The organism is Paenibacillus azoreducens, from assembly GCF_021654775.1.
In the GTDB taxonomy this organism is placed as follows: Bacteria; Bacillota; Bacilli; order Paenibacillales; family Paenibacillaceae; genus Paenibacillus_AQ; species Paenibacillus_AQ azoreducens.
Window position 1 is genome coordinate 886,679 of sequence record NZ_AP025343.1, and the last position, 21,361, is coordinate 908,039.

Genomic DNA, 21,361 nt, shown 5'->3' on the forward strand with positions numbered 1-21,361 from the left:
GAGAAATCTATGACTAAACCATTGGCGGGGCATACCGCCACAGAAGAGGCGCCGTTTTCGCTCAAAGCGATCCTTCCGCCTCTTCTAGCAATTATCGTCGGCATGATTATGGTTATTTTGGATGGGACTGTCGTGAACGTTGCGGTTCCGAAGCTGGTTGACTTTTTTCACACGGACCTGAAAACGATCCAGTGGGCGATCACCGGTTACACACTTGCCCTGTCGGCGGTGATCCCGCTGGCGGGTTGGATGACGGACCGTTTTGGAGCGAAGCAGGTTTTCGTTACTACAGTAATTTTTTTCGTTCTCGGATCGGCTTTATGCTCTATTGCCCAAGATTCGACTCAGCTTATTATTTACCGCGTTATTCAGGGGCTCGGTGGAGGCATGGTGGCACCGATCGGGATGGCGATGGTGTTCAAACTGGCACCGCCGGAGCGCCGGGGCGCCATCATGGGCATGCTTGGGGTTCCGATGCTGCTTGCGCCGGCTCTTGGACCGGTACTTTCCGGATGGTTGGTTGAATACGCCAACTGGCGCTGGATTTTCCTGATTAACGTGCCGATCGGCGTAATTGCCGTCATCCTGGGCATCGCTTATTTGCCAAAAGCGGACCGGAATGCGGCCAAGCAGCTTGATCTGCTGGGCATCATTTTGGCGCCGATTGCTTTCTCGATGCTGGCTTACGGCGTCAATGAGGGCGGCAGCGTTTCCTGGACCTCCAAAGGAGCCGAGCTCGGCATCCTCATCGGTGGAGCTGCGCTGATATTATTTATAATCGTGGAGCTTATCCATAAAAATCCGCTGCTGGAGCTGCGCGTGTTCCGTTCTTCGGACTTTACGCGCGGGATCATCCTGACATGGATCATGCAGGCTTCCTTGTTTGGGTGCATGCTTTTCGTTCCTTTGTATCTTCAGAACATCCGTCAGTTCACTCCGCTGGAAACCGGTCTGATCCTGCTTCCGCAGGCGTTGTGCTCTGCCATTGCCATGCCGATCGGGGGCAGATTTTTTGACAAGTACGGCGCCCGCCCGGTTTCCTTTGTCGGCCTCGTAATCATTGCCGCATCCTTGTTTTTCCTGAGCGGAATTCATGCGGATACGTCGCTGTACATGATCATGCCGCTGCTGGGCGCCATGGGTTTTGGCATGGGTCTGTCGATGATGCCGTTGAATACGCATGTGCTGAATGCGGCGCCCCGCCAGTGGGTCAACCGCGTCACGCCGCTCACATCGGCATTGCAGCAGGTCGTCGTGTCCTTTGCCGTTGCCGGCATGACCGGATACATGACCAGCCGCATCAACCATCATGCGCTTGAAGTCGGTAAAGGCGGCAACCCGCTTGAGGTTTCGGTACTCGGATTCGACGACGTCTTTTTGCTGTCAGCCTGGCTGGCCGTCGCAGGTGTTGCGCTTTGCCTGATTTTGCGGAAACCGAAGGAAATGGTTGTAGAATCGGAGCAGGGAGAGGAAGGCAAGCCGGATCCGTCGTTGATGATCGGCCATTAAACCAGCGTAACGTCTAGAGGGATTTGTCGAAAATGAAGAGCCCGGAAGACCGCTTTACGGAGCAGGTTTTCTGGGCTCTTTTGCCAATATAGCATATATCGATTAAACGCTGGATTTCTCCGACAAATTCATCGGTAACCCCACTGTGATTTTTTGTGTTCTGTTATAATCATTCCCAAAGATGAGATTCTAAGAGATGGTGGTAAATTCTACTGCAAAAATTTTTCGAAGTCGTGAAACCTTAGTCTCTTAAGCATCGTATAAGGATGTTAAACGGATTTATCCGAATCATTTTTATAAGGAGAAGATGCATCAGTGGAAAGTGACAGGTATGTTTTAAATTTGGTTTTGGTAGCTTTAATGATTGGATTGTCGGCTTTTTTTGTGGCGGTGGAATTTGCCGTCATCCGTGTCCGTGCCAGCCGGGTGGACCAGCTTATTGCCGAAGGACGCAAGGGTGCTAATGCCGTGAAGAAGGTGCTTGGGGATCTGGACGGCTATTTGTCGGCCTGCCAGCTCGGCATTACGATTACATCGCTGGTTCTGGGTTTCCTTGGGGAGCCGACGGTGGAGAAAATTCTTCACCCGCTGTTTGATAAATGGCATGTTCCCGCAGGGCTTAGCTCTTTCCTGTCCCTGCTCATTGCGTTTACCGTCATTACGTACCTGCATGTGGTCATTGGCGAACTTGCGCCGAAAACCGTCGCAATCCGCAAGGCGGAAACCATTGCGCTTTGGTTCTCGCCGCCGATTATCTGGTTTAATAAAATCATGTATCCTTTTATCTGGCTGCTTAACGGTTCGGCTAACCAATTGGTCCGTTTGTTCGGCATCAAACCGGCCTCGGAGCATGAGGAAGCCCATTCCGAAGAAGAGCTGCAGATTATTTTAAGCGAAAGTTATGAAAGTGGAAAAATCAACGACAATGAATTCGGGTATGTCAGCCGAATCTTTGCGTTTGACAATATGCTGGCCAAAGAGATTATGGTTCCGCGTACCGACATGATCTGCCTTGATAAAAACAAGCCGCGGAGCGAAAACCTGGAAGTTATCAAAGAGCAGCAGTATACCCGGTTTCCGCTGATCGACGGCAGTAAGGACAATGTGATCGGTATCATTAATACCAAACAGTTCTTCCTGGCCTATGAAGATGATCCTAACGTTGATGTGGCGACGCTGATCCATCCGGTGATGGCGGTTTCGGAAGTCACTCCGGTCAATGTACTGCTGCAGCGGATGCAGCGGGAGGGCACCCACATGGCCTTGCTGATCGATGAATATGGCGGTACAGCGGGCATCGTGACGATTGAAGATATCATTGAAGAAATCGTGGGCGAGATCCGCGACGAATTCGACAGTGATGAAGAGGAAGAAATAACGGAGCTGGCGGAAAATCATCTGATCGTCGACGGCATGGTCTCTATTTCGGAAATTAACGATTACTTCCATTTGGATCTGGATGCGAAAGAATGGGATACGATCGGGGGGTGGCTTTACAGCCATAATAACGAGATGGAGGAGAAGGAATCCTTCGTGCACGAGGATGTAACGTTCATTTTGCTGGAGCGGGATCATAATCGGTTCTGTAAGCTGGAGATTATCAAGAATAAACAAAGCGAGGAATAAAAGATGGACAACACCGAGAACTGGGCGGCCCGCTTCAAACGGTTGTTCCTGAACAACCGGTTTGTATTGTTTCTGCTGATTTTGCTCTTGATTGGTCTAAATATTATGGTGCTCAGCAAAGTTTCGTTTATCTTTCATCCGATTAATGTGCTGTTAAAAACCGTCGTATTGCCAATCATCCTCACTGGAATCGTGTATTATCTCCTGAATCCGATCGTGAATTTTCTGGAAAAACATAAGGTAAAGCGGGTCTACTCTATTTTAATGCTGTATATGTTGATCATCGGCATCGTTGCAGTGCTGCTGACGCTTGTCATTCCGGTTATACGGGAGCAAATTATGGACCTCGTCAGCAACTTCCCGGCATATGGCGAGATGATTCGGGAACAGTTTGAGCATTTAATGGGAAGCAATATCTTCAACCAAGTCCAGGAATCCATCAACTTTGACCCGCAGGAATTGATCAAAACAATCTCCCAGCGTGCAACGAGTTTTCTCAATAAAACATGGATTGGCATCGGCGGTTTCGTCGGAAGCTTGATTGAAGTGGTGCTTTCGGTTGTTACCGTTCCGTTTATCTTGTTTTATTTGCTGAAGGACGGCAAGAAGCTTCCGGGCTTTATTTTGGGCTTTGTACCTACGAAGCTGCGCCCTGAAACCGACCGGGTCATGAAGGAAATGAATCACCAGATCAGCTCATACATCCGCGGGCAGATTATTGTCAGCTTCTGTATCGGGGCGCTGTTGTTCATCGGATATTTGATCATCGGCCTGAAATATTCGCTGATATTGGCGGTCATTGCAGCCTTTACCAGCGTAGTTCCTTATTTGGGCCCGGCGATTGCGATTACTCCAGCCTTAATCGTGGCTGCGGTGACTTCGCCGTTCATGCTGCTCAAAATGATCATCGTATGGACGGTTGTGCAGCTGATCGAAGGAAAGTTCATATCGCCGCAGGTCATGGGTAAGACGCTGAAGATTCATCCGATTACAATTATTTTCGTGATCTTGACGAGCGGCAACCTGTTTGGCATCGTCGGCATTTTGCTGGCGGTTCCGGGATATGCGGTGCTGAAAGTCGTTGTATCTCATGTCTATCAATGGTTTAGAGTGCGTTCGCGTTTATATGAAAACGAGCCGGTTAACCCGGAGGCATAAGAAGCCGGAAGATTGCGACTGCGGGAAAGCCCGCAGTCTTTTTTGTTTTTGCGATTATATGAATTTATTAGCTGGGGACCCCGCAAAGTATTTGGCATAAGGATCGAAACGAAGGCTACGCTTTGGAAATTGATGCAAAAGTGCATCTATTTACGATACAGCAGTTTGTTTTAGGTAAAAAGCTTGCGAAAGTGCAAGCTTTTTCCTTTTTATGAGTGCAATTAGGTCATTCATGGTCGAAAGGATGCACAATCGCAACAATTCTGCCTCCCACACCACAAAACGCCTGAAAAGGATGCACAATCGCAACAATTCTGCCTCCCACACCACAAAACGCCTGAAAAGGATGCGCAATCGCAACAATTCTGCCTCCCAACCACAAAACGCTTGAAAAGGATGCACAATCGCAACAATTGCACTTCGGCTTCAACACTCGAGGATAGCGAGTTGTTCTGAAGATATAAGAAAGTATAAACTTCGGAGATCTCACATCCTTATATTGCAAGAAAAATTACCGCTAAACGCGGTCTGTCTTCTATGAGAGTACGTCGATTGACGTTTTTCTTACGCACTATATTTTTAATTAAGTCAGGATTTTGCAAAATTCGATTCCAACCGCTCCCGGGTGCAATATATAGACGAACTAAACCGTTTTCGCTATATATTGCTGATTGAAAGTCGCTCCTTGGATTTTTGCAAAATCCTTAAGTATGAAAAAGTTCCTCTTACAAACGAGCACTGCAAACCGAATACAGTTGCTGTAAGTCATACCCACCGGCTTAGCCGGTGCTTCCATCAACCCTATAAGGGCATGGCACTGGCAAGCGCCTGTAAAGCACACTGAAAGTCTACCCGCAGGGGTTCTCAGGCTTGACCCTCAAAGGGGCTTTTTAACTACTGCAAAAACGTGGCTCTTGCAGTGCCTCACTTTGCAGGGGGGATTTTGCGGGATTACGGGAGATGAGAGCGACTTTGCTTTTGACATCCACCGCACCGAAATCCTCGGGTTTGCCGAGTCCTGATTAGATTTATTCGCAAATACAGTTGTAATTCCGCATGAGCCGTGTGATAATGGGTTGTTCGTCTTTGCGAACAGTTGAAGAATCCTGACTTTTAAGTGAATGCTGGAGGTTATTTGAACGTGGAACGGTACCCTTTTTCGTATAATCCTGCGCGGCCTTTTATTCAGCAAGCGGGTGAATGGGTGGCGGATGTATTTTATGAATTGCTGCCTGAGGCGGGCTTTGAGGTCCGGGATGAGCAGATATATATGGCGTTTCAGTTGGAAAAGGCTTTTGCCGAGAAAAAAACGATATTTGCCGAGGCAGGCGTAGGCACGGGAAAAACACTGGCATATCTTTTATATGCCGTTTGTTATGCGCGTTATACCCGCAAACCGGCTGTGATCGCATGTGCGGACGAGTCGCTGATCGAACAGCTCGTTAAGCCGGAAGGCGATATTGCGAAGCTGGCCCGGCATCTGGATTTGAGGATCGATGCCCGGCTAGGCAAATCGCCGGATCAATATCTTTGCCTTAGAAAGCTGGACGAAGCGCGGGTGCAAGGCGATGAGGAGATGCTGTGGGAAGACATTGCGGCAAGCCTGCCGGATTTCGTCTATTCCCATGCGCCGATGCAAGCCTTCCATGCCTATGGCGACCGGCGGGATTACCCGCAGCTCAGCGACGAGGAGTGGCAGCGGATCAGCTGGGATTCCTTCCAGGACTGCTTTACCTGCGACCGGCGCCACCGCTGCGGGCAGACCTTGTCACGCGATCATTACCGACGCTCCACCGATTTGATTATTTGCTCGCATGATTATTATTTGGAGCATGTCTGGACGTATGACGGCCGTAAGCGGGAGGGGCAGCTGCCCTTGCTTCCGGAGCATTCCTCCGTCGTTTTTGACGAGGGGCATTTGCTCGAGTCAGCCGCAATGAAGGCGCTTGGATACAAGATGAAGCATGTTGTCTTTGAGGAACTGATTACGCGGCTGCTGCAAAATGAAATCCGCGAGTCGCTTGCCGTGCTTATCGATAACGCAATCGTGCAGAGCGAAGCGATGTTTGCCGCTTTCGGGCACTTCAGCCGTTTGATTCCGGGTTCGGACCGCAAGGAAATCATACTGCATCCGGAGCTCCTGCAGGAGGTGCACCGGTTCCGCGAGCTGCTTACTGCTATTGAGGAAGGGCTGGTATTCGAAAGCGAACTGTATACGCTGGATGATTATCAGCTCCGCATCGTTGAAGAGCATTTGGAGATGATGCAGAAGGCTTTGATGCTGTTTGAGCGTTCGGAGGCTTTGATCTGCTGGGTGACGGATAGCCCGGAAGGACTTGTGCTTTCGATCATGCCGAAAAGCGTGAAGGAAGTGCTGGAGACGCATGTATTTGGCCTGAATATGCCGATTGTGTTTTCGTCGGCGACCTTGTCGGTGGATGGCTCGTTCCGTTATGTGGCGGACAGTCTCGGCATCGGCAACTTCCTGTCCTTTTCGGTTGCCTCTCCATATGACTATGAACAGCAGATGAAGGTTTTGGCGCCGCAGTGGCCTTTGGCGGATGGTTTTGCCGGCAAGATGAAGGAAGCCGCGCGGGCGCTGCAGGCAACCGGAGGCAGAGCCCTTATTCTGTTCCGCACCCGGGAGGAGCTGCGTTTGTTCAAGCAGCACGCCGCGGCAGAGCCGGTTCTAGCCGGTATGCGGTTATATTTTGAAGGTGACGGGGAAATCAGCCATCTGATTTCAGCTTTCCAGAGCGAGGAAGAAAGCGTGCTGTGCGCAGTCAGCCTGTGGGAGGGATTGGATGTGCCCGGCCCGTCTCTTTCGAACGTCATCATCTGGTCGCTGCCGTTTCCGCCGCATGATCCGGTCTTTATCGCCAAGCGTAAAACTGCTGCGGACCCGTTTGCCGAAGTGGATCTGCCGTATATGCTGCTGCGTCTCAGACAGGGGATTGGCCGGTTGATTCGTTCCCGGGATGACAACGGGGTTGCCGTCCTTTTGGGCGAAGAACTGCGTACCGATCCGGTGGTTAGAGAGCGGGTGCTGGCTGTGCTGCCGGAAGGTGTGCGGCTGCAGGATTAATAATTGCTCAGTAACTATAAAGAACCGCAACCGTAGCGGCCAACCCGCTCAATATTATTGGAGAATTAAATGAATTCAATATAACAAGGCAAGCTCCGGCATCCCGGTCTGACTTTTCAGGCCGCGGCCGGAGCTTTTCAATTTCTTTACGGATTCTCAATCGTCCCCATAAAAATCCACAATCCGGTTTGGCGGTCCTCAATACAGAAGAAGAAGGGATGGTCTACATCCATCCGGAATCTATCTAGCGGCGCAGAAGCTGTCGCCAAGCCGATGGCGGTAACGGCCGCGGCTTCCGTACCCTGTTCATTCACGTCAACTACCGTCTTGTGAAGTACGGATGAAATGAACAGCGGCTTGATGTCGGACATGGCGGTAAAATCGGCGGCTGCCGGATCAAAAGCTTGTTTCATTCCCATTTGGGCCAAGGGGTCCTTAAGCTGTCCGGAATACTCTGCTTTGAAACGGGGCAGGCGGATTTCGCCGGAGGCATTGGGGAAATTCCCCTGCCATGGAGAGGGATCCTTCCGGATTTTATTCATCAAATCAGCGAGTGTACGCCCCTCAGCGGGCATAATAATCATCATGTCCAGCCGCCCGTCGCCATAAGGAAGGCGGATGGCCTGAGCCTCGGATGTGTTCTTGTATTCGAACATGCCGCTTTGTGCCATCATCGGAACCTTTTTAACCGTTTGGTTCGCCAGCGTGAAGGATCCTTCCCGCGTATCTTTCGGGTCAAAAGGTTTTTGCCAAGAGCCCTTAAAATAGACGGCATTCAGCAGGACGGCCAGCGTTTCGGGAGCGGGCAGCTGGTCAAGAATCGAAGGGATTTTGCCGTTTGTGTGCTTGCTGACCCAGTCGTTGATTTCGTTTAGTGTTTTCTTATTTTGGAAATCCGCATCCCGGATTTCGGCTCCGTAGCTTTTACGCGCCGTGCCCACGAAACTGTCTTTCATGCTGCCGCCGCGCTGGTACCAAACGGAGTTGGCGGTATTGAGGCGAACGCCCGATCCGGCATCCTCAAGCAGTGTTTGCAGCGTATGGAAAGCGGCGCTGATCTGGTCCTTGCGAAGCTGCTGCACTCCGAGCGTTTGCGCCATTTCTTTGGCGGTTTGTCCGTCCGCACCGTTATAGGCTAATGCCAAAGCGGTAAAAATACTGTAAGGCGAAAGAATCAGGTTTTGGCCTTGACCGGCCGCTGGCGCGAGTTTTTGATGAAGCGTAAGTCCGAACCGGTTTTGCGCCTGGATGAAGGCTGGATTGAGTTTGCTTGCAGCCTGCTGTCTTTCCCCAAGCGAAAGAACCGGTACATCTTTTTCTATTGCGGGTGAATTGGATTTGGCAATTGCAGTAGGATTCATCGGACCGGAACAGGCCGAAACCACGGTTGATACAGCCAGCAGCATAAGCGCGCAACCTTTTTTTGGATTAAAGAACATCCTATAAACGCCCCCCTTTGACAATTTGTCACATGATATTCATAGACGCTTCCATATAATAGGATGTTGCACTGCGAAAAGTAAAACCGGATTTGATTATGCTAGAAGCTGAGCGGTATAATGAGCATAGAAGTCAACTAAACTGACCAATTTTTAACTTTTATTGATATCAAGGAGTTGTACAACTTATGCCTAAGACACCCCGTCGACATCAAGAGGATTTGGCATCATTGTTTTCGGTAGCCTTCAGCGCCCTCAATCAGGAGCTTCATCAGCGGCTGAACGAGCTTGGATTCGGAGATATCCGGCCTATGCACGGTTTTTTATTCCAGGGCTTGATTCCGGACGGGGCCACAGCCAAGACGTTGGTTGAGCTTTTGGGCATTTCCAAGCAGGCAGTAAGCCAGATGCTGGATTACCTGGAGGAACGGGGATACGTCGCAAGAAAACCCCATCCTTCGGACGGAAGAGGCAAGCTGGTTGTGCTTACGGAGAAGGGACAAGCGGCTATTAAGGCTAAAGAAAGCATTTACTCGAAGATCGAACGTCGTTGGGGCGAGATTGTGGGCCCTGAACGTCTGAATATGATGCGCTCTGATTTGAAGATGATCATTGAGAGCATCAATGAAGGGGATTTACCGCAAAAGCTGCGCCCAACCTGGTGACTATAATCTGGAATCCCAGTATTTATGTTTCACATAAAGTCCGTTTGTCATGGTAATATGTCTTTAGATGTTTTTCTTGTGAATACTCTAACTTTGCAAAAGGATCGGATAACGCATGGAACCGTCTTTGATTTTAAAAGCTTTATCCAACGAGACGCGCCGCCAAATTTTGTTTTGGCTTAAGCATCCGGATGAGCATTTTGATGAAACGCCTTATCTTCAGCAAGGACTGACGCTCAAGATCGGCGCTTGCGTAAGCGATATTCAGGAAAAAGCGGGGCTTGCGCAATCCGTTGTTTCCAGCTATTTGCTTATGATGCAGAAGGCTGGCTTGCTTGAAGCGGAAAGGTTCGGCAAGTGGACTTTTTACCGCCGGAACGAAAAGACGATACAGGCTTTTGCAGACTACATTCGAGATGAGTTGTAGGTGTGAGGAAAAAGGAGGAAACTCCTTTTTTTTGGCAGTATAGAATTTATAAGTTTTTTTGGGGGTCCCCACAAAGTAATCGGAATAAGCTTCGAAGGCCATGCGTCACTTTGTGGGTTTTTTTTGCGATTTCGAATTTACATATCTAGATAAGTAGATGTATAATATCATAGGTATACGGAGACCTGGGAAAATAAATAGAAAGGAGTTTGATAAAAGAAGAGATAAAGAAAATGATGTCCAAACATATCTATATATCTAGATATATAGTTACAAAATGAATTCAGATTGGAGATTAAATCGATGAAAAAAAGCAATCCACTGCTGATTATCATATTGGCGTTGGGCGTATTCGGCATTATTACCACGGAAATGGGGATTGTTGGAGTTCTTCCGCAGGTAAGTCAGAAGTTTAATATTGGGGCGGCTCAGGCCGGGCTTATGGTGAGCGTTTTTGCTTTCGTTGTGGCCATTTCAGGACCTTTTGTCACGCTTCTGGCCTCCGGGATGAATCGCAAGCTGATTCTGAGTTTGTCGGTTTTGATGTTTGCGGTTTCGAATATTTTTTACGCTCTGACGGGTCAGTTTGAGGTGCTGATGATTTTTCGCATTCTGCCCGCCATTTTTCATCCCGTGTTTTTTTCGATTGCGCTTGTTACGGCGGCACAGCTTGTTCCTCCGGAAAAAAGCGGCGGGGCGGTAACGAAGGTTTTTGCCGGTATTACCGTTGGTTTTGCTTTTGGCGTCCCTCTAACATCGTATCTGGCGGAGCGGATTTCGCTGGAAGCGGCATTTCTATTCGCAGCTGCTGTGAATGGGATCGCGTTTGCAGGGATTTTGCTTCTGCTGCCATCCATGCCGGTCCGGGAGAAAATGTCGTACGGTAAACAGATCAGCATTTTGGGCAGACCGGCCGTATGGCTCAATATTGCTGCGGTCTGCTGCATTTTCGCGGCGATGTTTTCGGTTTACAGCTATTTTGCCGAGTACCTGGGACAGGTTACAAATATGAACGGCACATGGATCAGCGGGATGCTGATGGCGTTTGGCGTTATTATGATTGCAGGCAACTTCTTGTTTGGCGGTTCGCTGCAAAGGAACATGGTTAAAACGGTGGCGGCTTTTCCGATTCTTTATCTGGCCGTTTACTTGCTTGTCTATATGTTCGGGGCATCTTTTGTGCCAATGCTGCCGATTGTATTGTTGTGGGGAGTGATTCATTCCGGCGGGCTGATCGTCAGCCAAACCTGGTTGATGACCGAGGTCAAGGATGCGCCCGAATTCGGCAACAGTCTGTTCGTTTCGTTCTCCAATCTTGGGATTACGCTGGGATCATCATTGGGCGGCTGGTTTATATCTCAATTTGGCATCCATCAGCTTATCTGGAGCGGAATGATTTTTGCGGCTTTAGCGTTTGTTTTGATTTTGGTGAAGTTGAAAATATTCAGCTCGCGGGCTGAGCAGGCTCCGGCGGCGTAATTAATATATAGTGAGAATCGGGATTTGATCATTCGAATGTTCACCGCAGCAAATGAGTCAACGCAATCATGGTGAGCAGGCCGAGTATAAAAGAAAAGGTAGAAGCACGTTCATTGCCGTCACCGTGGCTTTCGGGAATCAGCTCTTTATAGACGACGAATAACATGGCTCCGGCGGCAAAAGCAAGCCCGTAAGGGATGATGGAATGGAAGCTTTCGGTAAACTGCAGTCCAACCCAGCAGGCCGCCAGTTCAAGCACGCCCGTAAAGGTGGCCAGCAGCAGCGCTGTCCGTCTGCGAAGGCCATGGGTAATGAGAAACAAAGCCGTCAGGAAGCCCTCCGGTATATTCTGCAGGCCGATGCTGAGCGCGACGATGGTTCCAAGCTCCTGATTCGTACTCCCATAACTAACCCCTACAGATAGCCCCTCCGGCAGATTATGAAGGGCCATGGCGGAGAGGAACATCAATGAACTTGTCCGGGAATTGTCCGCACCGTGCGAGTTATGCTCAAGATCTTGATGGGGGATAAGCTGCTCCATAAGGGTGAGAACGGCTGTGCCCAGAAGTGTGCCAATGGTCAGAATCCAAAGATTCGACAGTTTCAATGCCGATGGAATCAGTCCGTAGGTCGAAGCGGCGACCATGATACCGGCGGTGAATGCCAGGAGAATATCTCTCCCCCTGTGGGTTACGTTGCTGAACAGCAGCGCCGGCAGCGCGCCCAAAGCGGTGCATATCGATGTGGCCAGACTTCCAAGCAGAACAGTATTCATCGTTTCCTCCCGTTTCCCATGGATTGAAGCTGCTAAAACCTACTTGTACCAAAATATGTGCAAGCTCTGACCAATATGACCGGGGGCTGTCGGCTATGGAGGAGATGTAAGGTTTATCCTTCCAATAGCCGCGGCGGTTTTCGATCTGAAGCGACCGGCATATCAACAAAAAGGGACCGCCCATGCAGCTAAATCCAGCGCTGACATGAACGGTCCCTTTTAACGGATATGGAATTTTTTTGAAGTCCCCGCAAAGTATTTGGAATAAGCATCGGAGCATAGATTCCACTCAGTACTTTTGCTCCGCAAAAGGGCCCCTCTTTGAGAGTCGCCCTTACTTCTTTCCGATACTCTTTGCGGGGGTGTTTAATGATTATTTTTCCTCAATCTTGACGCTGTCGATCGTTACTTTCTCGCTTGGCTTGCTTACCTCGTTGTTGGCGGCGGGATTCACTTCTACAGGCGTTGCCGCGATTTGTTTGACGATGTCCATGCCCTCGGTGACTTTGCCGAAGATGGTGTAGTTTGGATTCTGGTTCAGCGAAGTGCTGTCTTCTCCGGTGCAGATGAAGAACTGGCTGCCGTTAGTATTCGGGCCGGCATTGGCCATCGCTACGATTCCGGGTTCGTATTTGTAGCTTGTTTTTTCATCCTCGAAGGAGTAGCCCGGGCCGCCCGCGCCGGTTCCCGTCGGGTCACCGGTTTGAACCATAAACGATTCGATGATGCGATGGAATGTTACCCCGTTATAGAAACCTTCCTTGGACAGGAAAACGAAGTTGTTTACGGTTTTTGGGGCATCCTTGGCAAACAGCTCGATCTTAAACGTACCTTTGGAAGTTTTAACTTCGGCTTCATAGGTTTTCCCTGTGTCGATTTTCATTTCCGGCGGGCTTGTCCAGCTTTTCGCCGCTTGAGATCCTTGATCGGATTTACTTCCCTGCGTCTCTTTAGAGCCTTGATTTTGATCGTTTTGCGTCTCTTGCGATTGTTTTGGCTGATCCGCCGATTTTTCCGTCTTTTTGCCGCAGCCGCCGAGTACAAGCGCAGCTACGATCATGATCATGAATGGAAGATATGCTTTTTTGAATTTCATCTAACTCATGTTCACTCCTTTTAGCATTCTGTTTCTGTTATCCGGAATTCCCCGGCAACCGCTTTTCTAATCATATCGATTTTTCAGCGCAAAATCTAGCGTATGTCTTGGAAGGCTTTTGCTCATAGCTTGAACAGGGGTTCTTGAATTGTTTGAAACTTCTTTCCGAAAGGCGCGTTAATGAAGGTATTGAAAGTAAAAATTGGCATGGAGGGATGTCGAATGTTCGAAGCGGAAAATGCCCGACTGGCTGAATTGAAAGAGAATATGCGCAACAAGACCAAATGGGAGAAGCGGCTTCAGGAGCTGCAGAGGGAACTGAAAGAACATGAGCGGGAAGCGGATGGATGGAAGATGCGGCTGGCGGATGAGGAGAAAGATGTAGAACGGTTGATGGGAGCATCTTTGACCGGACTATTCTTCAGCTTGATCGGCAAAAAGGAGGAGAAGCTGGAACGTGAGCAGCTGGAGGTGTTGGAAGTCAAGGCTAAGTACGATGCGGCTGCACGGGCTGTGGGGGACATCAAACAGCAGTGCAAGGAGCTGGAGGATTTGCTCCGGGACGTGCGTTATTCCGATATCGAATTTGAACGTATTTTACAGGAAAAAGAAAAATGGATGCTGCAGCAAAACGGGGAGTTAGCGGAGCTTGCGGAACAGCAGGCGGATTTGTCCATTTATCTTAAAGAAATGAAGGAAGCGGTGCAGGCAGGCCGATCCGTGCTGCATGATCTGGAGCAGGCCAGAGATTACCTGCAATCTGCACGCAATTGGGGAACTTATGACATGCTTGGCGGCGGGATGATCTCCACGCATATCAAACATAACAAGATTGACGAAGCGATGGATTATATCCATGCAGCCCAGACCAGCCTGCGCCGGTTCGGCAAAGAGCTGCAGGATGTGCAGATGAATCTATCCATCGAAATGGACATCGATGGTTTTTTGCGTTTCTCGGATTATTTTTTCGATGGCTTTATTTTCGATTGGATGGTGCAGGGACGGATCAATGACGCGCTGGCTCAGGTCGAGAATAAATTGCATGAGGCAAAACAATTGGTCAGGCATTTGGAATCCGAATACAAAGGTATGGAAACGCGCCTGAATGATATGAAAAGAAGGTATGAGTCGATCATTGAATCGGCTGATTAGCCGAAGGTGCTTGATTCGCTCCGGGAGTCTGTTTTTAGATGGAATTAGGAAAAAATTGCAAAAGTGCATGCTTTTTCAGGCATAAATCCCACCATATAGCAAAAAATTGCGAAAGTGCAGGTTTTTAAGGTGTTACATACAAAATAAGGTTCTACATAAGAAAAAAGATGCACTTTCGCAGGAATATGTCACTAATGATTAAAAAATAGCTCCAAAAGATGCACAATCGCAACTTTTTCAGAAAAAAGAAGCAACTCTTGATGCTGTCATATCATTAATCATTCACCCAACCCACGTTAAATCATGAGGTCATTGGTCATCAGCACCACGGATCCAATGGATATAAAAAGCGGCGCAGGAATTAATCTCCTATGCCGCTTTTTCGGTTGCTTCAGCCAAACTCCATTCATGGTTGCCTCTAACGGGAAAGCTAAAGCCAGACGGTTTACGCTTTTTCGTCCTTCCATTCCACGCTCCGGAGAAAACCGTATTTCATCAGCTGGAGCACGAAATCCACGTAATAGGCCTGCCGGACAATGGCTCCGTACTCATGATTTTTGTAGATATAGAAGAGCACATCGGTATAGATGTCGTTCTCCTCGAAGTAATGCCGGATTTCCTTCAAGTGTTGCAGATAAGGCTCTGTCTGAAGCAGCCGCAAATGAAATTCAACATCCTGTTCATTTACCGTTTCGGTAATTACAGTTACATCGTCATTGCAACGGTATGCCAGCATGCGAGCACCTCCATCTCAATCCAGTGTTAGCATTTCCTTGTTTCGCTAATTACATTAAATATCTAAGGTATATATAACCGCTTGCTAATACAATAGACAGCACCATGATCGGGAAGCCGATCTTCAGAAAAGCGGTAAACTTAAGCGGATATCCCTCTTTGGAGGCCATGCCGGCCACAATCAAGTTGGCGCTGGCGCCAATCAGGGTGCCGTTTCCGCCGAGGCAGGCGCCAAGCGCAAGGCTCCACCATAAAGGTTCCAGATTGCTTACCCCCATGCTGCCCATATCTTGGATCATCGGAATCATGGTGGCCACAAACGGGATGTTATCGACAAAGGCGGAAGCGATGGCGCTCAGCCATAAAATCAGCATCGAGGTGGAAGTCACATCGCCTCCGGTGAGTCCAACGGCTTTTTCCGCCAGTGTGGCAATGACGCCTGTTTCGATCAAGCCGCCAACCAATACGAATAATCCGATAAAGAAGAATATCGTAGGCCATTCCACCTTGGCAAAAGCCTCTTCCAGCATATGTTCGCCCGTCATCAGCAGAAGCAGGAAGGCTCCGGCCAATGCGACGGTCGCGGATTCGATGTGCACGAGCTGATGAATGAAAAATCCGATGATCGTCAGACCAAGCACCGTCAGACATTTGATCAGCAATTTACGATCCGTCAAAAGCTCTTTTTCGTCCAGATCCATAATGCCCTGCATCAGTTCCGGCGTCGTTTTGATGTGTTTCCGGAATAGCAGGACAAAGATCGGAATGAGAACTAGAAGAATCAAAAGCGCAATCGGCGTTAGATTCTGAATAAAGGCCATAAAAGTTAATTCCTTGACCGCGCTGCCAATCATAATGTTCGGCGGATCGCCGATCAGGGTTGCCGTGCCCCCCACGTTGGACGCAATAATCTGCGTGATCAGGAAAGGCAGCGGATTGACCCGCAGCTGGCGTGTAATACTAAAGGTAACGGGTACCATCAGCAGTACGGTGGTCACATTGTCCAGAAATGCCGATCCCAAGGCGGTCAGCAGCATCAGCGCGATCATGATGGCCAGCGGCCGTCCTTTGGCTTTTTTGGCAGCCCAGACTGCTATAAATTTGAAGAGCCCCGTTTCTGCGGTAATGTTGACAATAATCATCATCCCGATCAGAAGGCCCAGCGTGTTGAAATCGATGTGATGGATAGCGGTTTCCTGGCTCACGATGCCAAGAACCACCATAAGCGCGCCGCCGATCATCGCAATGATCGTACGGTGGATTTTTTCCGAAATAATGAGTGCATAAGCAATCAAAAAAATAGCAATAGCCAAAATCGTTTGCAGTTCCATAATTCCTCCCCATTTTCTTCGATGCGGTCCGTACGTGAGCACCTAAAATGCTTCCGAAGGAAACATACTTCGTAAGCATATGCTTGGCCCGGCTGAATTCAAGATTCGATGCCGAATCCGCTTCCTGATTCACTTCGTGTTAGATATAGAATTCATTCGTTATCTAGCTACGCTGATGAAATTCTATATCGCAAGAAAAACTACAGCTAAAGGTGGTCGCGGACTTTTTGAACAACCTCTATAGATTTCGCATCAATCCATGCTTCAATTCCTCCTTAGGCATCAGGGGGAAATTGCCGCATGCGGACCCGAACAAAGAACGAGAAGCCCAAAAAAAGACAAACGGAGCCCGCACGTGGCAGGCTCCTCCGAATGTATTCTATGCGATTTAAGTGACTATGCCCCTATGTGAAAAGGGTTAGTAAACATTTAGAAATAATTATAAAGTGTTTCCGTCTACTTGTAAAGCAAAGTCAAAGTTCAGGCGTAAAGGAGGGCGACCATGAATAAAAAATGGTGGAAGGAAAGCGTGGTATACCAGATTTATCCTATCAGCTTTCTAGATACAAACGGCGATGGAATCGGCGATTTGCGGGGGATTGAAGCTAAGCTGGATTATTTGAAGGACCTGGGCGTGGACGTCATTTGGATCTGTCCCATTTATCAATCGCCGAACCATGACAACGGATATGACATCAGCGATTATCAGGCAATCATGAAGGAATTCGGGACGATGGAGGATTTTGACCGTCTGCTGGAGCAGGCCCATGCCAGGGGCCTCAAAATCATGATGGACCTCGTGCTGAACCATACCTCGGACGAGCATCCCTGGTTTATCGAATCCCGGGCCTCGAAGGACAATCCTAAGCGTGATTTTTACGTATGGCGAAAAGGAAAAAACGGCGCTCCCCCAAACAACTGGGAATCCTATTTCAGCGGCTCGGTCTGGGAATATGATGATGCGACGGATGAATATTATTTGCATCTGTATTCAAAACATCAGCCTGACCTGAACTGGGAAAACCCCAAGGTTGTCGAATGCATGCATCAGATGGTGGAGTGGTGGCTGAAAAAAGGGGTGGACGGATTCAGGTTGGATGCTATTGCGCATATCGCCAAAACGGTTGGTTTGCCGGACGGTCCCAACCCGGAGCATTTGCCGACGGTGCGCGCTTACGAGCTGTTTTCCAATCTGGAAAACGTACATACGCTTCTTCGAAACTTGCACGAACAGGTGCTTTTTCATTACGATATCATGACGGTGGGGGAGACGTCGGGAATCGGTCCTGAAGAAGCGTTATGTTATGTCGGCGAAGACCGGGGGGAACTGAATATGGTATTTCAGTTTGAGCATATGCAGATTGACGCACTCTCCGGAGGTTCGGGCAAATGGGATGTACGGCCGTGGAATCTGCTTGAATTGAAGAAGGTGATCGGCCATTGGCAGGCGGTTTTGCATGAACGGGGTTGGAACGCGAACTACTGGTGCAACCATGATCAGCCGCGCTCCGTGTCCCGGTTCGGCGATGATCGAAACTATCGCGTAGAGTCGGCCAAAATGCTCGCTACCTTCATGCATACACTGGAGGGAACGCCTTATATATACCAGGGTGAGGAGATCGGCATGACGAATATCGCCTTTAAGTCCATCGATGATTACCGGGATGTGGAGACGGTCAACTTCTATCAGGAACAAATTCGCAAGGGTGTGCCGGAAGGCCGGATTATGGAGGCAATTTGGAAAAAAAGCCGGGATAACGCCAGAACGCCGATGCAGTGGAACAGCTCGGAGGAAGCGGGATTTACTTCAGGTACGCCGTGGATCAAAGTAAACCCGAATTATCCGATGATTAATGTGGAGAAAGCTTTACGGGATCCTGATTCCATATGGCATTACTATAAAAAGCTGATTGCTCTGCGGAAAAAACATGAAGTGATCGTCTACGGGAAATATAAGCTGCTGTTAGCGGAACATCCGGAGATTTATGCATACACGAGGACGCTTGGGGACGTTTGCCTGCTCGTCATTTTGAATTTTTTGGGCGGTGAGCCGGAGTTCAAGCTGCCTACGGAGATACATCAGGAGCGGGGGGAACTTTTAATCTGCAACTATCCGGTTAAAGATGAAGAGGAACTTTCCCGGACATTCCGGCTTCGTCCCTACGAGGCGAGAGTGTATTTGCTGAGTCATTAAAGCGGCTTGACATGGATCAAAAATACTGATAAATTTGCCTTAACCTAAAAGCAGGGAGAGATTTTGATGTCGGTGGTTGTTCTTAACTAACACAATTCCATAAGAGACCGCAAGCAAGCTATTCAAGCAGGCTGATGAAGGCAGCTTTGTTTCTTTTCGCCCTTTTTTTGGCAGAGAGAAGCTTGGCCTGGCTGTATTCGATCATGGCTTTTTATTGGAAGTGCTTGCAATGGTCATGGAAATAGTTAAGAACACGCGAAGCATCAAACGGCGCCTTGGCTGCTGTTTCATCCTTTGTTATCTATACAGGTATTCCCGCCCGGAGTTGCTCCGGTTTAGGGAGCCTTGTACAACCGTGCTCTTGCAGTACGGTTTTTTGGCGTATACGGGGGGAATCTCCAGTTTGATATGCCAAAAGCCCGGAAGCCATGCTGCTCTTTGAAGGGCACTGTGCATCGGTTATTCGGGATAACATGGGATAGGGACGCAAGAAAGGACAAAGAATCGCGTATGCGTTCTTTGTCCCTTTTTTGTTTTAGGGTACAAAACAAAGGGAGGATCAAAATACAAATGGATCACATGACAATAAGCACGCTGGAATATGACAAAGTAAAAGAAAACCTGCGCGAATACGCGGTATCTTATGCGGGCAGAAAGCATATTAACGACCTTGAGCCAATGAATAATCTGCGGGCGATTGAAACCGCGCTGACGGAGTCTGCGGAGGCCAAGGAGATTCTGGACAAAGGAGCAAGCATCCCGCTGCCTTCACTGGAAGGGATAGAGCATGTCATCTCGCTGCTTCATACGGGTTATCTGTTTAGAGAGCAGGATTTTGCGGCAGTTCAGACCTTTCTGCACAGCTGCGGGCAGCTCATGAAATATATGGTCGGCAAAAGGGATATTGCACCAACAGTCAGCAGTTACGCGTCCTCAATGAAGGAACTGGGGCGCTTGAAGGGTGAAATCGAACGCTGCATCCGCTTCGGGAAAGTGGATGATCAGGCTAGTAAACAGCTGGAAAAGGTTCGGAAGAAAATAACGGTGGTGAAAGACCGTATTCAGAAGAAAATAAGTTCGATTCTGTCGCGGCACGGTTCGATTTTGCAGGAGCATTTGGTCAGCCAGCGGGGCGGCCGTTATGTCGTACCTGTCAAAAGGGAGTTTCACAGACATGTCAAAGGGTCAGTGCTCGACCAGTCTACCAGCGGTCAGACGGTATTCGTGGAACCGGAGGAAATTGCGCAGCTTCAGATGGAGCTGGGCATGCTGGAGGCAGATGAGGCCCGTGAGACAGCGGTTGTTTTAAGCATGCTTACTGGACTGCTGGAGGAAGCGAGCGAGGATCTGCTGCTCAATATCGATATTACCGGAAACTATGATTTTATCTTCGCGAAGGCAAAATTCGGGCGCTCGATCGGAGGTCGGGCGGTTCAACTTAATGACCGGGGTTGGATCCGAATTCGCGAAGCGAAACATCCCATGATGCTGAATAAGATGGTTCCGCTTGAGCTGGAGCTGGGCAAAAATTACCGCTCATTGATCATCACCGGACCGAATACCGGCGGGAAAACGGTTGCCTTAAAGACGCTTGGACTATTGACGCTGATGGTTCAGTCCGGGCTGCTCGTTCCTGTTGCGGAAGGAAGCGTGTTTGCCGTATTCAGCCAGGTGATGACCGCTATTGGCGACGGACAAAGCATCGAGCAGTCGCTCAGCACCTTCTCCGCCCAAATCCGCAGATTGGCAGACATGGTCGAAACGGCCGACAGCTCCACGCTGCTTCTCATTGACGAACTGGCTGCGGGAACCGATCCGGGGGAAGGCATGTCGCTGTCTATCGCGATTTTGGAGGAACTGGGTCACCGCGGCGCAATGATGATGGTCACGACCCATTTTAATGAGCTAAAAGGGTTTGCCTCCCGCACCCCTGGCTTTCAAAACGCCCGCATGGAATTCGATGTGGAGAGTCTCGCGCCGCTGTACCGCTTGACGATTGGAGAATCGGGCCAAAGTTATGCGATCGAGATTGCGACCAAGCTGGGGTTGGCTGGGAATATCATTGAACGTTCGCGCGATATATTGCGGGTTCACAAGCCGCATTTGTCCGGAACTGAACTCAATCATGGGCTGATGGCAGAAGCCGGAATGGATACGGGAAATAAAATCGAAGCAGACCTTGGCATGGATACTATGGAAACTTCCAGCTCCATTCAAAACGGCTTGGATCAGGGGAAGCAGCCGCAGCCGCTGCAGCCGGGTGAAGGCGGAGAAAGCATGCAGGATCCGGCGGAGCAGGATGGGCATTCAGAAACTATGAAAAGTGAAGGGGAAATATTGCACAAGGACGGCAAAGCGGAAGAGAAGGAAGACAAACCGCGCCGGCTTGAGGTGGGAGACGCGGTATTTGTCACCTCGCTTCAGCGCGTAGGAATTATTTATCAGGAGGTGGACGCCAAGGGGATGATCGGCGTGATGGTTCAGAAGCAGAAGCTGAAGATCAACCATAAACGAGTTAAGCTGTATATCGAAAAAGGCAATCTTTATCCGGAAGATTATGATTTCGATATTGTTTTTGACAGCAAGGAGAACCGTAAAAAGCATAAGCTGATGCAGCGCAAGCATGTGGAGGGATTGAACATCATCCGCAAACCGGAGGATCAATAGAAAAAGAAGTAAATGGAAAAACC

At 49.2% G+C, this 21,361-nt stretch carries 15 protein-coding genes; 10 read left to right on the plus strand and 5 right to left on the minus strand.

Translation table 11 applies throughout. From position 1 onward, the window contains the following. The first annotated feature begins 9 nt into the window (after positions 1-9). From L6442_RS03790 to L6442_RS03805, 4 genes are all read left to right on the plus strand, one after another. Positions 10-1,509 carry an MDR family MFS transporter gene (locus L6442_RS03790; protein WP_212980283.1) on the plus strand — a complete coding sequence of 500 codons (1,500 nt, stop codon included), beginning with the start codon at positions 10-12 and terminating at the stop codon, positions 1,507-1,509. A 315-nt stretch (positions 1,510-1,824) separates the two neighbouring features. After that, positions 1,825-3,135 carry a hemolysin family protein gene (locus L6442_RS03795; protein ID WP_237100202.1) on the plus strand — a complete coding sequence of 437 codons (1,311 nt, stop codon included), beginning with the start codon at positions 1,825-1,827 and terminating at the stop codon, positions 3,133-3,135. Positions 3,136-3,138: 3 nt separating this feature from the next. Continuing rightward, on the plus strand, positions 3,139-4,293 hold the full coding sequence (locus L6442_RS03800; protein WP_212980282.1) for an AI-2E family transporter: 1,155 nt from the start codon (positions 3,139-3,141) through the stop codon (positions 4,291-4,293). A 1,141-nt stretch (positions 4,294-5,434) separates the two neighbouring features. Beyond that, on the plus strand, positions 5,435-7,378 hold the full coding sequence (locus L6442_RS03805; protein ID WP_212980281.1) for an ATP-dependent DNA helicase: 1,944 nt from the start codon (positions 5,435-5,437) through the stop codon (positions 7,376-7,378). 146 nt (positions 7,379-7,524) lie between these two features. Here the strand turns inward: L6442_RS03805 and L6442_RS03810 are convergent, their stop codons facing one another. Then, on the minus strand, positions 7,525-8,817 hold the full coding sequence (locus tag L6442_RS03810; RefSeq protein WP_212980280.1) for a serpin family protein: 1,293 nt from the start codon (positions 8,815-8,817) through the stop codon (positions 7,525-7,527). A 188-nt stretch (positions 8,818-9,005) separates the two neighbouring features. Here L6442_RS03810 and L6442_RS03815 point away from each other — a divergent pair, with 188 nt between their 5' ends. From L6442_RS03815 to L6442_RS03825, 3 genes are all read left to right on the plus strand, one after another. Continuing rightward, on the plus strand, positions 9,006-9,482 hold the full coding sequence (locus L6442_RS03815; protein WP_194233573.1) for a MarR family winged helix-turn-helix transcriptional regulator: 477 nt from the start codon (positions 9,006-9,008) through the stop codon (positions 9,480-9,482). A 115-nt stretch (positions 9,483-9,597) separates the two neighbouring features. After that, positions 9,598-9,909 (plus strand): ArsR/SmtB family transcription factor, encoded by a 312-nt coding sequence (locus L6442_RS03820; protein ID WP_194233572.1) that lies wholly within the window; start codon positions 9,598-9,600, stop codon positions 9,907-9,909. A 303-nt stretch (positions 9,910-10,212) separates the two neighbouring features. Next, complete coding sequence (locus tag L6442_RS03825; protein ID WP_212980279.1) at positions 10,213-11,388, plus strand: MFS transporter; 1,176 nt, start codon at positions 10,213-10,215, stop codon at positions 11,386-11,388. A gap of 40 nt (positions 11,389-11,428) precedes the next feature. Here the strand turns inward: L6442_RS03825 and L6442_RS03830 are convergent, their stop codons facing one another. Together L6442_RS03830 and L6442_RS03835 are read right to left on the minus strand one after the other, a co-directional pair. Further along, complete coding sequence (locus L6442_RS03830) at positions 11,429-12,163, minus strand: ZIP family metal transporter (RefSeq protein WP_212980278.1); 735 nt, start codon at positions 12,161-12,163, stop codon at positions 11,429-11,431. 373 nt (positions 12,164-12,536) lie between these two features. Then, the gene (locus L6442_RS03835; protein WP_212980277.1) at positions 12,537-13,259 is read right to left on the minus strand and encodes a peptidylprolyl isomerase; all 723 of its coding nucleotides are present in this window, start codon (positions 13,257-13,259) and stop codon (positions 12,537-12,539) included. A gap of 222 nt (positions 13,260-13,481) precedes the next feature. Here L6442_RS03835 and L6442_RS03840 point away from each other — a divergent pair, with 222 nt between their 5' ends. Next, entirely contained in the window at positions 13,482-14,411 is a 930-nt protein-coding gene (locus L6442_RS03840) for a hypothetical protein (protein WP_212980276.1), read from the plus strand. Positions 14,412-14,856: 445 nt separating this feature from the next. Here L6442_RS03840 and L6442_RS03845 read toward each other — a convergent pair whose 3' ends face one another. Together L6442_RS03845 and L6442_RS03850 are read right to left on the minus strand one after the other, a co-directional pair. Then, positions 14,857-15,147 (minus strand): hypothetical protein, encoded by a 291-nt coding sequence (locus tag L6442_RS03845; protein WP_212980275.1) that lies wholly within the window; start codon positions 15,145-15,147, stop codon positions 14,857-14,859. A 49-nt stretch (positions 15,148-15,196) separates the two neighbouring features. Beyond that, complete coding sequence (locus L6442_RS03850) at positions 15,197-16,477, minus strand: ArsB/NhaD family transporter (RefSeq protein ID WP_212980274.1); 1,281 nt, start codon at positions 16,475-16,477, stop codon at positions 15,197-15,199. A 502-nt stretch (positions 16,478-16,979) separates the two neighbouring features. On the opposite strand from L6442_RS03850, the gene L6442_RS03855 reads away from it, so the two are divergent. Continuing rightward, positions 16,980-18,671, plus strand: a complete 1,692-nt coding sequence (locus tag L6442_RS03855; RefSeq protein WP_212980273.1) for a glycoside hydrolase family 13 protein — start codon at positions 16,980-16,982, stop codon at positions 18,669-18,671. A gap of 570 nt (positions 18,672-19,241) precedes the next feature. After that, positions 19,242-21,338, plus strand: coding sequence for an endonuclease MutS2 (locus tag L6442_RS03860; protein ID WP_212980272.1), 2,097 nt, complete (start codon positions 19,242-19,244; stop codon positions 21,336-21,338). Positions 21,339-21,361: the final 23 nt, after the last annotated feature.

What these genes read in the sequence shown, in the direction of transcription:
- L6442_RS03790 (WP_212980283.1), top strand. Translation starts at nt 10, where the DNA reads ATGACTAAACCATTGGCGGGGCATACCGCCACAGAAGAGGCGCCGTTT.
- L6442_RS03800 (WP_212980282.1), top strand. Translation starts at nt 3,139, where the DNA reads ATGGACAACACCGAGAACTGGGCGGCCCGCTTCAAACGGTTGTTCCTG.
- L6442_RS03810 (WP_212980280.1), bottom strand. Translation starts at nt 8,817, where the DNA reads ATGTTCTTTAATCCAAAAAAAGGTTGCGCGCTTATGCTGCTGGCTGTA.
- L6442_RS03815 (WP_194233573.1), top strand. Translation starts at nt 9,006, where the DNA reads ATGCCTAAGACACCCCGTCGACATCAAGAGGATTTGGCATCATTGTTT.
- L6442_RS03820 (WP_194233572.1), top strand. Translation starts at nt 9,598, where the DNA reads ATGGAACCGTCTTTGATTTTAAAAGCTTTATCCAACGAGACGCGCCGC.
- L6442_RS03825 (WP_212980279.1), top strand. Translation starts at nt 10,213, where the DNA reads ATGAAAAAAAGCAATCCACTGCTGATTATCATATTGGCGTTGGGCGTA.
- L6442_RS03830 (WP_212980278.1), bottom strand. Translation starts at nt 12,163, where the DNA reads ATGAATACTGTTCTGCTTGGAAGTCTGGCCACATCGATATGCACCGCT.
- L6442_RS03835 (WP_212980277.1), bottom strand. Translation starts at nt 13,259, where the DNA reads ATGAAATTCAAAAAAGCATATCTTCCATTCATGATCATGATCGTAGCT.
- L6442_RS03840 (WP_212980276.1), top strand. Translation starts at nt 13,482, where the DNA reads ATGTTCGAAGCGGAAAATGCCCGACTGGCTGAATTGAAAGAGAATATG.
- L6442_RS03845 (WP_212980275.1), bottom strand. Translation starts at nt 15,147, where the DNA reads ATGCTGGCATACCGTTGCAATGACGATGTAACTGTAATTACCGAAACG.
- L6442_RS03850 (WP_212980274.1), bottom strand. Translation starts at nt 16,477, where the DNA reads ATGGAACTGCAAACGATTTTGGCTATTGCTATTTTTTTGATTGCTTAT.
- L6442_RS03855 (WP_212980273.1), top strand. Translation starts at nt 16,980, where the DNA reads ATGAATAAAAAATGGTGGAAGGAAAGCGTGGTATACCAGATTTATCCT.
- L6442_RS03860 (WP_212980272.1), top strand. Translation starts at nt 19,242, where the DNA reads ATGGATCACATGACAATAAGCACGCTGGAATATGACAAAGTAAAAGAA.